Genomic DNA, 11,326 nt, shown 5'->3' with positions numbered 1-11,326 from the left:
GGTCGCCGCATCCATGCGGCTCACGCCCCTGCGCAACCCACCCCGCCCGGCCACGGAGGGTTTCCGTGCTCACCACGGAAGAGAAAAAGAAGTGCAGGAGCGAAGCGGGTCGCGCGCTGCGCGCGCTTTTGTAGAGCCGAAGGTAGCGGCAGGAGCCGCTGCCAACGTCGCTTGCGACGGCCCGGAGGGTGCCGGTCAGGACGACCGGCATAGCCATGCTCGGCTGCTCTTGTTCGCGGTGGCTGAACATCCGCGCCGCGCGCGATAGCCGAGCATGGCTCGGCTCTACAAAATCACAGCGCTACAGCAGCTGCCGAAGCATTGCCTTGAGGCGTCGCCCTTCCAGCTGGAAATAGTCGCGCTGCGCACGCCAGTCGGGGAAGCGTTGTTCCACTTCGTGCCAGAACGCGGGCGAGTGGTTGGCCTGGATCAGGTGGCAGAGTTCGTGCACCAGCACGTATTCGAAGGCGGCGGGGCGGCCCAGTACCAGGGCCAGGTCCAACGCCATGCTGCCGTCGGGGGCCAGCGAGCCCCATTGCGAGGACATCACCTTCAAGCGCAGGCGGCTGGGCGCGCGCGGCAGGCCGGGCAGGTACTTCGGCAACCAGCGGCCGACGTCGGCGCGGGTCTGTGCTTCGTAGAACTCGCGCAGCAGGCGACGCAGGGTCGCATCGCCGCCGCGGCTCGGCCATTGCACGCAGGCACCGTGTTCGTCGATTTCCAACCGTGCGTAGCGGCCTTCCTGCCAGCGCAGCGGCAACAGTTCGCCGCGCAGCGGCAGCACGCCTTCAACACCGGGCTGCAACGCGGCGGGCAGGCCGTGTCCCTGGTAAACGCGCAGCTGCAGGCCCAGCCAGTCGCGATGCTGTTCGAGGAAACGCTCGCCCATCACCAGGCTGGCACGCGGCGGCAGTGTCAGTCGTGCACCGCGCTCATCGACGCTGAGCTTGATCCGGCGCGCGCGCGGATCGCGCACACGCAGTACCTCGATCTCGACATCCTCCAGCCGCAGGCGAACGGTGTCGCGCTGTACGGTGGCGGCAGGGACCGGCGAGATCAGGCGGCGCAGCAGACGGCTCATGCTCCCAGCATAGCGCCGTGCGGGGCCGCCGGATGACCGGCGGCCGACGGCCTGCCTGTTCAGTCAGCCTTGCTGAGCTTGAAGGCTTCTTCCAGCAGCAGGAACAGGCGACGGATCTCCGCGCTCTGCAGGGCGAAGCGGGCGTCGAATTCGGCGCGGCGGCCGTCTTCGTCGGCGTGCTCCAACTGATCCAGCGCACCGTCCAGGAACTTCAGCTTGCGCACGATCAGGTCGTCGCCCAGCACGAACGACAGGTTGTCCTCGAACACCAGGGCCAGCTTGGTCACCTGCTTGCCGGCGTCCAGGTGCTTGTCGATCTCGTCGCAGCGCAGTTCCTGGTGCTGGCACTTGACCACCGCGCCGCCTTCCACCGGATCCTTCATCTCGCACTCCTCGCCCAGGCTGAAGCCGGTGGGCAGGGGCTCGCCGGCGATCCAGCCGGTCAGGATCGAGCGCGGCGCGACTTCGGCGTTCAGCGGCATTGCCGGGAAGCTGCCGAGCAGGCCACGGATGTCGGACATGAAGTATTCGCCGGTCTTGCGGCTGGAGGTGTCCACCACCACGTAGCCGTGCAGCTGGTCGATGAAGGCATCGTTGCGCGAGGACTTCACGAAGGCGCGCGGCAGCAGTTCATGCAGCAGGTCGTCCTTCATGCGCTTGCGCTCGCGGCCACCGGGGCGGCGGCCTTCCTTCTCCTCGATCTCTTCCAGCTTGCGCTCGAGCAGGTCGTTGACCACCGCGCCGGGCAGGATCTTGTCCTCGCCACCGACGGTCAGCCACAGGTGTTCGGCAATGCGGTGCGAGAGGGCTTCCTTCTCTTCGCGGCCGAACGGCGAGATGAAACCACGCGAGTTCATTTCCAGCGCGCCGACCGGCTTGAGCAGGGCGTGCGGCAGCAGGGTATCGACTTCGGAAAAATCAGTGGAGGTCGGGAAGCGGAAGAACGTCAGGTTGCGAAAGAACATGGAATTCCGGTGTCTGAAGAAGAAGGGCGCCCGACCTTAAACGGCAGGCGTCTCGGGAACTGCGTCGGCCAGCCAGGCATCGGCATGCGCCGCATCGCCACGGCGGCCCAGGGCCATGAAATCAAACAGGGCGGCATCGGCCAGCTGCGCAGGTCGCACGTCGGCCATCGCACGTGCGATCTGTTCGATGCGCCCGGGATGGTCCTGGTCCCACTGCTTGAGCATCAGGCCGACCTGCCGACGCTGCAGGTTTTCCTGGCTGCCGCACAGGGTGCAGGGAATGATCGGAAAACGGCGGGCCTGCGCGTACTGCGCAATGTCATGCTCGCGCACGTACGCCAGCGGGCGGATCACCACGTGCTGGCCATCGTCGCTGAGCAGCTTCGGTGGCATGGCGGCCAGCTTGGCATGGTGGAACAGATTCAGGAAAAACGTCGCCACCACGTCATCGCAATGATGACCCAGCGCGATCTTGCTGAAGCCATGCACCTTGGCGTGGTTGTACAGCGCTCCACGGCGCAGGCGCGAGCACAGCGAACACATCGTCCGGCCTTCCGGGATGACCCGGCTGACCACCGAATACGTGTCCTGTTCGATGATCTGGTACGGCACGCCCAGCCCGGCCAGGTACTCCGGCAGGACATGCTCGGGGAAACCGGGCTGTTTCTGGTCCAGGTTCACCGCCACCAGTTCGAACGGCACCGGCGCCTTTTTCTGCAGCTGCAGCAGCAGGTCCAGCAGGGTGTAGCTGTCCTTGCCGCCGGACAGGCAGACCATGACCTTGTCGCCCGCTTCGATCATGCCGAAGTCGGCGATGGCCTGGCCGACCTGGCGGCGCAGGTGCTTGCCCAGCTTGTCCGCCCGGTGCCCGGCCACGCGCGGATCGCGCGAAGCGCGCTGCGGGGGATCGGGCAGGGAGATCACGGCGGACATGGCGCCATTCTACCGGCTTGCGGCAGCCTGGACCCGGGGTCGGGATTCCCCTCTCCCGGCAGTCATCGTCGCTGTGTATGCTCGGAGACCGTGGACACCTACAACCCCGCCGAAATCGTCGAACACCTCGTCGCCCTGCGTGCCGAGCACCGGTCGCTGGATGAACAGATCGCGCGCATGGCCGCCAACGGCGAGGATGAGCTGGAGTTCAAGCGCCTGAAGCGGCGCAAGCTGCAATTGAAGGACTGCATCACCAAGCTGGAAAGCCTGCAGATTCCGGACGAGCCGGCGTAACCGGTGGCCCATCCACGCATGGCGTGGATCTACTGCAGGCCCACGCCGCCCCGAAAGCCGATGGCCCGGCCTGGCCCGGCAACACATGGATCCACGCCACGCCGGAACATCCAGTAGATCCACGCCATGCGTGGATGACGCGACCCGGCAACTCCTGGATCCACGCCATGCCGGGACATCCCGGTAGATCCACGCCATGCGTGGATGACGCGATCCGGCAATCCATGGATCCACGCCACTCCGGGACATCCCGGTAGATCCACGCCATGCGTGGATGGGGCCGCGCATCAACGCGGCAGCACCAGCTCCGCATTCCAGGCCGCTTCGCCGTCCACGGTCAGGTCGCAGCGACGCATGTTGCCGGCACCGTTACAGCGCAGCCCCAGCGGATGGCCGTACCAGTCACCGGCAAGACCCTGCCGAGCGGCGGGTTCATCACCACTGATACGCACCTCGCCGGCCAGCCACAGGCGGTAGTGCATCGATTGCCCCGCGCTGGCGTCGAGACACAGCCGCACCGGCGCATCGGCCAGCCGCCCGGGCAGGGTATCGTCCACGCAGGCCTCTGCAGCCTGCACTGAAGCAACAACCGCAAGGCCTCCGACCGCGATCAACGCGGCCAGGCCCGACAGGCGCCGCAGGTTCAATCCTGCGGTGCCGGTTCGTCCGGGCGCGCCGCTTCCGGGCTGACCCGTTCGATGGTGTGGCGCAGTTCGCGGCCGAGGATGAACTTGGCATCCTTGGCCCAGGCGTCCAGGCGCTCGTCGAACAACAGCTTGCTGTTCTCGTCCGGCCACACCAGGCGCAGCTCGCGCAGCTTCTGGATGAAGCCGCGGAACAGCGACTTGTCGAAGAACTCCGGCGCGGCCGGCGCATAGAGCAGGCTCAGGCGCTGCGCGGCCTGCTGGCACAGGCTTTCCAGCTCGGCGGCGCCGAGCGTGCCCGGGCCGTTCTTCACCAGCACCGAAATGGCGATGTAATAGCGCTCGAACGCCTGCTGCAGGGAATGGCCGATCGCGCGCAGGCGGAACACTTCGTCGGTCTGCCCGGTGTTGCGCGCAAGGATGCCGCCGTCGTCTTCGTTGACGTTCTGCAGCAGGCCCTCACGCACGAACACGTCGATGGTCTGGTCGATGCGCTGGGCGAACTCGTCCTCGGTCCACGGCAGGAACAGTTCGGCCTGCAGGAACGGGTACACCGTGCGGCCCAGCTGGACCAGGCCGGTGCGGCTCATGCGGCGGTTGTTCTGGAAGCAGCAGGCCACCCACGACGACGCGGTGAACAGGTGCACCACGTTGTTGCGGAAATAGCTCAGCAGCACCGCGGTATCGCCGCTGACGCTGAGCACGTCGCCCAGCGGGTGCTTGATGCGGGTGAGGACGTTGATCTCTTCGGCGTGGGCGATGATCCGCTCCGGCGAGTGCGGGGTCACCGTCACCCGGCCCGAATACGGCATCTCCACCAGCAAGGTCTTGCACAGCTCGATCTGCGCGATCAGGTCGGCCTCGCCCATCGCATGCTTGGGCGTGGACAGCAGGGCCAGCGCCAGCAGGTTGATCGGATTGACGTCGGCGGCACCGTTGATGCGCACCTGGATGCGCTCGGCCAGGGTGTCGACGGTGGTCGACAGCCACGAGGGCTTCTCGTCCTCGGACACCGCCTCGCCACCCCACTCCGGGGCCTTCTCGGCCAGCACGTCGTTCAACGCGATCGGTTCGCCGAAGTTCACCACCACTTGGCCGTAATTCTGCTTGAGCACCTTGGGGATGCCCCACAGCAGCTGCCAGATCGATTCCTTTTCCTTCGGCCGCCCGGACAGTTCATCCAGGTAGCTGCCACCTTCCATCAGCTTCTCGTAGCCGATGTAGATGGGCTGGAACAGCACCGGCTTGCGGGGCTGGCGCAGGAACGCGCGCAGGGTCATCGAGATCATGCCGCCCTTGGGCTGCAGCAACCGGCCGGTACGCGAGCGCCCGCCCTCGACGAAGTACTCGATGGAATAGCCGCCTGCGACCAGCTGCGCGACGTACTCGCTGAGCACCGCCGAGTACAGCGCGTTGCCACGGATCGAGCGGCGGATGAAGAACGCACCGCCCTTGCGCAGCAGGGTGCCGACCACCGGCAGGTTCAGGTTGATGCCGGCCACGATGTGCGGCGGCACGATGCCGCGGTCGTACAGCAGGTAGGACAGCAGCAGGTAGTCCATGTGGCTGCGGTGGCTGGGCACGTAGACCACTTCGTGGCCCGGCGCGGCGGCCTTGAACTTGTCCAGGTGGTGCACCAGCACGCCGGCGTAGATGCGGTTCCACACGTGGCTGAGCATGAAGCTGGCCGAGCGCACCACCGGGCTGGAATAGTCTGCGGCGATTTCCCAGGCGTAGGCGTGCGCCTTCTTCCAGGCATCGCTGGTTTTGCTGTTGTCGCGCTTGGCCTGGGAGGCGATCGCCTCACGCACCGTCTCGGCGGCCAGCACCTGGTCCACCAGCAGGCGCCGGGTCGACAGGTCAGGACCGATCACCGACTCGCGGATGCGGCGGAAATGGGTACGCAGTACGCGCTGCAGCTTGCGCACCGTACGCTCGGGCTCCAGGCCCTCGTCGATGGTCGAGCGCAGCGAGATCGGCGGTGCGAAGCGGACGATGGTGTTGCGGCCGTTCAGCAGCAGGCCGAGCAGGCGGCGGAAACGGCCGACCAGCGCCCAGTTTTCCGAGAACAGCACGGCGAACCAGCCGCTCTGCTTGTCCGGGGCGCGACCGACGAAGATCGATACCGGCACCAGGTGCACGTCCAGATCGTCGCGCACGCGATGGGCCTGCAGGACCTTGGCCAGCGAATCGGAATGGGTCTTGGCGCCGCGCTGTTCGGGAATCAGCGAGTTGCTGGAGCTGCGGCGCGACAGCGCCAGGTAAGCGCGCTTGCGGCCGGTGGGGTCACCCGCCAGCGGCACCAGCGGCGACGGCAGGCCTGCCTGGCGGCAGGCCTTGTCCAGGATCAGTGCGTTGGACAGGCCATAGTCTTCCAGCACGTACATGACCGGGCGGCCATCGTTGTACTGGCCCGGGTCTTCCGGCTCGATCTTCAGCGACAGCCAGGGTTCCACCAGACGCCCGAGCAGGCGCGCCCACAGCGGGCGGCGACCGGCAGGACGCGCGTGCACAGGCGTCGCCGCTGGCGGCGTGCCGGCGTCGGTCGAGGGGGACGCAGGCGCCGTGTCGGCGGGCGTCGGCTGGGATTCTTCGCCGGGGAACGGCAGCGGGTTCTGTTTCGACATCGACGTCATTATGGCTTAGCCGATGGCGTTGCCGCTTCCCCATCGGTTGCGGGGGCGGGCACAGGGTCCGGAGCAGCGGCGGCGCGGGCGGCATCGGCCTGGCGCAACAGGGCGTCGGTATCGGCCAGGGTGCGGGTCAGGTACCAGTGGCCCTCGCGCCGGCTCAGCGGCACCTGCACGGTCATTGCGCGGCCGGCAAGCTCGTACTGCAGGCGCACCAGGGCGTTGTCCCCTTCCACCGACAACAGCTCGCCGCGCACGCTGCGCAGCGCCTCGTCCACGCCCAGCCCGTAGCTGGCCAGCACAGCCTTGACCGTGTGGATGAACGGCGCCAGCTGCTGCAGGCTGCCTTCCATCCCCGCAGCTTGCAGGCCGGCGTCGTCCTGGAAGCCGACCTGGGCCGCGGCACCGACGAGCGCGGCGATGCTGCTGCGGGCCCTGGCGCGGTCGCTGATCGGCGCGTCCTGGGCCCACGCGGCCAGGGTCTGCACCAGCTGGATGTAATGCGCCTGCTGGCCAGGCGTGTAGCCCTTCTGGTGCCGCAGGTACTGCACACCGAAGTTGCCCATCGACTGCGCGGCCTGGCGCACGGCGCGGGCCTGGCCGGCCAGCTGGCGGTCAAAACTGTGCTGCAGCTGCACGGTGGCGCCGGGCTCGCGCAGCGCCGCCAGCATCGGCAGCAGCTGGTCGCCGAGCGGCAGTCCGGTCAGCGGCCACTGGCTGTGGCCATCGGCCCAGGCCTGCTGCAGGCGCTGGTACTGGCTGGGCGGCACCGACAGTTTTGCGTAGCCGACCAGGTCGTCCTCGGCCAGCCGTTGCGCCATCGCCTGTACGGCGGCGACAGGTTCGGCCGGCGCGGCGGCCGGATCACTGCCGGATTCACGGCACGCGGCGATGGCCAGCAGCAGCATGGCCGCCAACCCCCATCCCCGCGCAGACCTTCCTCGCACTACCACGCTCATGCAATCGGACTCCCCGGACCGGTCCGCATCTTGCGGCCTGCGACATGACAGCGGCAAGCCGGGGCGTCACGGTTTCCGCCATGGCCTGCGCTGCGCGGTGGATTCACGACATGCGCCGACGGGTCCTGCCCGCACCGGACGGACAAAAAAAAGAGCCCGGATCACAGGGATCGCAGACTCTTCAAACCGGCGCAAGGCCGGTGGACAGTGTTGTGGCGCATGTCCGGCCCGAAGACCGGATGGCGGCGATCCTACGCTGCCCGCAAAGTTAACGCAACACATGACAAAACATCACTCAACCCATTGATTTCATTGAATCAATCGCGTTTCCAGACCGCTTCTATGAAATCTACGGCATGTTTTTCGGCGATTCGGGCATAAACGCCGGGATACCCGGCCAGCGCGCAGCCTTCGCCCCAGCTGACGACACCGAACTGGGTCCAGCCCTCGCGCAGGCGCAGCAGCAGCGGACCGCCGGAATCGCCCTGGCAGCTGTCGACCCCCTCGCGGCCGGCGCAGATGACCTTGCCGCGTGCCAACTCGCCTGCATACGCCTGCTGGCACTCGGCGAAGGGCACAAACGGGGTCTGCACCGTCTGCAGCTGGGTGGGATAGAGCCGCCCGTCGGTGATATCGGTGTCGCCCCAGCCGATCACCGTGAACTGCCTGCCGGGCTTCAGATAGCTGGCATCGGGCCGCAACCGCAGCGCCACCGGCTGCGCATCGGCCAACGGCGTACCCAGATGGATCAGGGCGACGTCATGCTCCAGCGAATTGCCGCTGTTGAACGCCGGATGCATGTGGATGGCCGTGACGTTGGATGCGCGTGCCGACGGTTCGGTCGACAGCGCAGTGACGCCACCCAGCACGGCCAGATCAGCGGGGCGATCGCCGTCCACGCAGTGCGAGGCCGTCAGCACCCATGAGGGGGAAATCAGCGTGCCGCCACACCAGTGGCGACCGTGGTCACTGTCACCGAACGACAGGCGCTGGATGCTGACCATGAACGGGTAGTCGCCGGGCCTGGCAGCCTCGCCGCCGATGATGCGCGGCGCTTCGCGGGGCTGGGGTGCCGCCGCAGCGGGAAAGACGATGGCGGCGGCCAACAGGCTGCCGAACAGCAAAGAGGGGCTGCGATACATATCCGTGTATTCCTCTGTCGATGGTTGGAACCGGCACGGCCGCGGTCCGTGCTGGTGCATCGAGTGATAGAGGCCGCTCCAACCGCGCAGCGCGATGTGGCGCACAGTTTCCCGGGCTGGGGTCGGGTGCGTCAGGGCAACAGGCACAAATGCGAACGCCATCCCGCATTCGGCGGGATGGCGTTCGTAGTGCCAGCGTGACCGCCGTCGGAGCGGGGATCAGCGCGCGGCCAAAGCCGTCGCGATTTCCTGCTGGATCGCCCGTGCTGCGGCCTGCGGATCGGTCGCCAGGCGGATCGGACGACCGACCACGATGGCATCGGCGCCATCGGCAAACGCCTGCGCCACCCCCACGGTGCGCTTCTGGTCATCGCCGACCGGACCACCGGGGCGGATGCCCGGGCAGACGATCGAGAAACCGGCGCCGGTCGCGGCACGGATCGGACCCGCTTCCTGGCCGGAAGCGATCACGCCGTCGATGCCCGCAGCCTGTGCGGCCAGCGCGCGCTCGACCACGACCTCCACCGGCTCGCGGTCGATGCCCATCTGCGCCAGGTCCGGGCGGCCCATCGAGGTCAGCACGGTCACCGCCAACAAGCGCATGTCGCCGCCGTTGGCGGCCGCGCAGGCCTCCATCATCGCCGGGTGCCAGCCGTGGATGGTGGCGTAGCTGACCGGCCACTGCGCCAGGCGCTTGATCACCGCCGCGGCGGTGGCGGGGATATCGAAGAACTTCAGGTCGACGAACACCCGCTTGTCGCGGCGCGCCAGTTCGTCCAGTACCTGGAAGTACTCACCGGAGGCGAGCAGTTCCATGCCGATCTTGTAGAACGCCACGCTGTCACCAAGGCGGTCGACCCACTCCAGCGCCTGCACGCGGTCAGGCACGTCCAGCGCGAAGATCAGACGCTCGTCGTCACGCAGCGGCAGCGGGGCGCGGCTCACGGCGCGTAGTCCAGCGCGGCACGCTTGGCGTCGTGGCGGGCCTGGCGCGACTGCGCGTAATCGTTGTTGAACTGCGCCGGCTCGAAGCCGCCGTAGGTCGGGTTGGGCAGCATCCACCAGCGCTCGCCGAACCAGTCGTGGTACTGCTGCAGCAGCGCGTCGCGGCCATCATTGGTGTTGGCGGTCACTTCCACGAAGTCACCCAGCTGGTCGCCGAACTGCATCAGCACACGGTACTTCTGGCCGGCCAGGCGGCGGCGGCAGTTCTTCTCGCTGCCGGCCTGCTCGCAGCCTTCGACCACGGTGCCCAAGCCGAGGAACACGCTGTCATCGGCCACCGGCAGGCCCTGCTCGCGCAGGTTGGCCAGGGTCGCGTCCTTCAGGTGCACGGCGCGGTTGGAGATGTACAGCAGGGTCACGCCCTTGGCGTTGGCCGCCTTGGCGAAATCGACCACGCCGGGAATGGCCTTGGCCTTCTTTTCGGCAACCCACTGGTCCCAGCTGAGTTCGTCGTATTCCTTGCCGTCACGCACCAGGCGCGCCTGGTAAGGCGAGTTGTCCAGCACGGTCTCATCCACGTCCAGCACCACGGCCGGCTTCAGGCCCTTGGCCTCGTTGCCGCGCTCTTCCGGCACCAGCGCATCCCAGTGGGCTTCCTTCAGCGCGACGTCCAGGTGGTCGGCGGCCGCGCGGTAGGTCTGCTCGGTGATCGCCTTGTATTCCTGCGCGCGCTGCATCCACAGCACGGCATTGAGGTTGTCGTTGGCGGTCGCGTCAAGCGCGCCGTCGGCCTTGGCGGCAGCGGCCGGCGCTTGCGGGGTGGCGGCTTCGGCAGGCGCTTCCACGCGCTTGCAGGCGGACAGGCCCAGCGCCGCGGTGGCGAGCAGGGTCAAAGACAGGGACACAGGACGACGCATGGATTCACCGGCAATCAGATATACCGGCCCATTTTACCGGCAAAGGCACCGCCGGGACGGCTATGCTTGGTGGTTGACCTGTTGTCTTCCGGAAGCCGCCATGACCGATCCTGCCCAGACCCCCGACGTTCCGCTGCTGGATGCCGTACAGGCCCGCCTGCTGGGCTGCCTGGTGGAGAAGGAAGCCACCACCCCGGACACCTACCCACTGACGGTCAACGCCGCGCAATCGGCCGCCAACCAGAAGACCGCCCGCGAGCCGGTGATGAACGTGAGCGCCGGCAGCGTGGAGCATGCGCTGCGCCAGCTGGAGACCCTGGGCCTGGCCCGCCAGCACTTCTCCTCGCGCGCCGACCGCTACGAGCACCGCCTGCAGAGCGCGCTGGACCTGACCCGGCAGCAGACCGTGCTGCTGGCCCTGCTGCTGCTGCGCGGGCCGCAGACCCTGGGCGAACTGGTCACCCGTGCCGAGCGCCTGCATCGCTTCGCCGATACCGACGAAGCCCGCCACGCGATCGAACGCCTGCAGCAGCGTGCCCTGCTGGTGGTGCTGCCGCGCGTCAGCGGCCAGCGCGAGGACCGCTACATGCACCTGCTGTGCGGTGAAGTGGACGGCGCGGCGTTGGCAGCGAAGTACGCCAGCAGTGGCGGCAGTGCCGAGTCGGCCGAGCCCGGCCTGGCCGAACGCGTGGCCCAGCTGGAAGCGGCCGTGGCCGAGCTGCAGGCCCAGCTGGCGGAACTGCGCGGCGGCTGAGGCGGTGGGTGCCGACCGTTGGTCGGCACGGTGGCACTCTGTCGTGCCGACCAACGGTCGGC

The 11,326-nt window shown here is 67.7% G+C and carries 11 protein-coding genes; 2 read left to right on the top strand and 9 right to left on the bottom strand.

Annotated features, from left to right (window positions below; translation table 11 throughout):
- Positions 1–301 precede the first annotated feature (301 nt).
- The 3 genes from ACFX4F_RS18235 to ttcA are packed head-to-tail and all read right to left on the bottom strand — an operon-like array spanning position 302 to position 2,979.
- Complete coding sequence (locus ACFX4F_RS18235; RefSeq protein WP_380657644.1) at positions 302–1,081, bottom strand: M48 family metallopeptidase; 780 nt, start codon at positions 1,079–1,081, stop codon at positions 302–304.
- 59 nt (positions 1,082–1,140) lie between these two features.
- Positions 1,141–2,046, bottom strand: a complete 906-nt coding sequence (locus ACFX4F_RS18230) for a recombination-associated protein RdgC (protein ID WP_089241793.1) — start codon at positions 2,044–2,046, stop codon at positions 1,141–1,143.
- A 36-nt stretch (positions 2,047–2,082) separates the two neighbouring features.
- Complete coding sequence (gene ttcA / locus ACFX4F_RS18225; protein ID WP_099819473.1) at positions 2,083–2,979, bottom strand: tRNA 2-thiocytidine(32) synthetase TtcA; 897 nt, start codon at positions 2,977–2,979, stop codon at positions 2,083–2,085.
- Between the two features lie 90 nt (positions 2,980–3,069).
- On the opposite strand from ttcA, the gene ACFX4F_RS18220 reads away from it, so the two are divergent.
- Positions 3,070–3,273, top strand: a complete 204-nt coding sequence (locus ACFX4F_RS18220) for a YdcH family protein (protein WP_032978412.1) — start codon at positions 3,070–3,072, stop codon at positions 3,271–3,273.
- A gap of 287 nt (positions 3,274–3,560) precedes the next feature.
- On the opposite strand, the gene ACFX4F_RS18215 is transcribed toward ACFX4F_RS18220, so the two are convergent.
- The 6 genes from ACFX4F_RS18215 to ACFX4F_RS18190 all read right to left on the bottom strand — a co-directional run bounded on the left by ACFX4F_RS18215 (position 3,561) and on the right by ACFX4F_RS18190 (position 10,510).
- On the bottom strand, positions 3,561–3,920 hold the full coding sequence (locus tag ACFX4F_RS18215) for a hypothetical protein (protein ID WP_380657641.1): 360 nt from the start codon (positions 3,918–3,920) through the stop codon (positions 3,561–3,563).
- A complete protein-coding gene (gene plsB / locus ACFX4F_RS18210) occupies positions 3,917–6,553 on the bottom strand; it encodes a glycerol-3-phosphate 1-O-acyltransferase PlsB (RefSeq protein WP_099819471.1) in 2,637 nt (878 codons plus the stop codon). Before plsB ends, ACFX4F_RS18215 begins: the two co-directional genes overlap by 4 nt.
- The gene (locus ACFX4F_RS18205) at positions 6,553–7,506 is read right to left on the bottom strand and encodes a hypothetical protein (protein ID WP_380657638.1); all 954 of its coding nucleotides are present in this window, start codon (positions 7,504–7,506) and stop codon (positions 6,553–6,555) included. Before ACFX4F_RS18205 ends, plsB begins: the two co-directional genes overlap by 1 nt.
- A gap of 317 nt (positions 7,507–7,823) precedes the next feature.
- A complete protein-coding gene (locus ACFX4F_RS18200) occupies positions 7,824–8,648 on the bottom strand; it encodes a S1 family peptidase (protein WP_380657636.1) in 825 nt (274 codons plus the stop codon).
- A 219-nt stretch (positions 8,649–8,867) separates the two neighbouring features.
- Entirely contained in the window at positions 8,868–9,593 is a 726-nt protein-coding gene (gene pyrF / locus ACFX4F_RS18195) for an orotidine-5'-phosphate decarboxylase (protein WP_380657634.1), read from the bottom strand.
- Complete coding sequence (locus ACFX4F_RS18190) at positions 9,590–10,510, bottom strand: 5'-nucleotidase, lipoprotein e(P4) family (RefSeq protein WP_089241807.1); 921 nt, start codon at positions 10,508–10,510, stop codon at positions 9,590–9,592. Before ACFX4F_RS18190 ends, pyrF begins: the two co-directional genes overlap by 4 nt.
- A gap of 100 nt (positions 10,511–10,610) precedes the next feature.
- On the opposite strand from ACFX4F_RS18190, the gene ACFX4F_RS18185 reads away from it, so the two are divergent.
- Positions 10,611–11,264, top strand: coding sequence for a YceH family protein (locus tag ACFX4F_RS18185; protein WP_099819467.1), 654 nt, complete (start codon positions 10,611–10,613; stop codon positions 11,262–11,264).
- Positions 11,265–11,326: the final 62 nt, after the last annotated feature.

The organism is Stenotrophomonas sp. YIM B13575 (assembly GCF_042787595.1).
GTDB lineage: Bacteria > Pseudomonadota > Gammaproteobacteria > Xanthomonadales > Xanthomonadaceae > Stenotrophomonas > Stenotrophomonas lactitubi_B.
This window is presented reverse-complemented; position numbering and strand designations above follow the sequence as displayed.

What these genes read in the sequence shown, in the direction of transcription:
- ACFX4F_RS18235 (WP_380657644.1), bottom strand. Translation starts at nt 1,081, where the DNA reads ATGAGCCGTCTGCTGCGCCGCCTGATCTCGCCGGTCCCTGCCGCCACC.
- ACFX4F_RS18230 (WP_089241793.1), bottom strand. Translation starts at nt 2,046, where the DNA reads ATGTTCTTTCGCAACCTGACGTTCTTCCGCTTCCCGACCTCCACTGAT.
- ttcA (WP_099819473.1), bottom strand. Translation starts at nt 2,979, where the DNA reads ATGTCCGCCGTGATCTCCCTGCCCGATCCCCCGCAGCGCGCTTCGCGC.
- plsB (WP_099819471.1), bottom strand. Translation starts at nt 6,553, where the DNA reads ATGACGTCGATGTCGAAACAGAACCCGCTGCCGTTCCCCGGCGAAGAA.
- ACFX4F_RS18205 (WP_380657638.1), bottom strand. Translation starts at nt 7,506, where the DNA reads ATGAGCGTGGTAGTGCGAGGAAGGTCTGCGCGGGGATGGGGGTTGGCG.
- ACFX4F_RS18200 (WP_380657636.1), bottom strand. Translation starts at nt 8,648, where the DNA reads ATGTATCGCAGCCCCTCTTTGCTGTTCGGCAGCCTGTTGGCCGCCGCC.
- ACFX4F_RS18190 (WP_089241807.1), bottom strand. Translation starts at nt 10,510, where the DNA reads ATGCGTCGTCCTGTGTCCCTGTCTTTGACCCTGCTCGCCACCGCGGCG.
- ACFX4F_RS18185 (WP_099819467.1), top strand. Translation starts at nt 10,611, where the DNA reads ATGACCGATCCTGCCCAGACCCCCGACGTTCCGCTGCTGGATGCCGTA.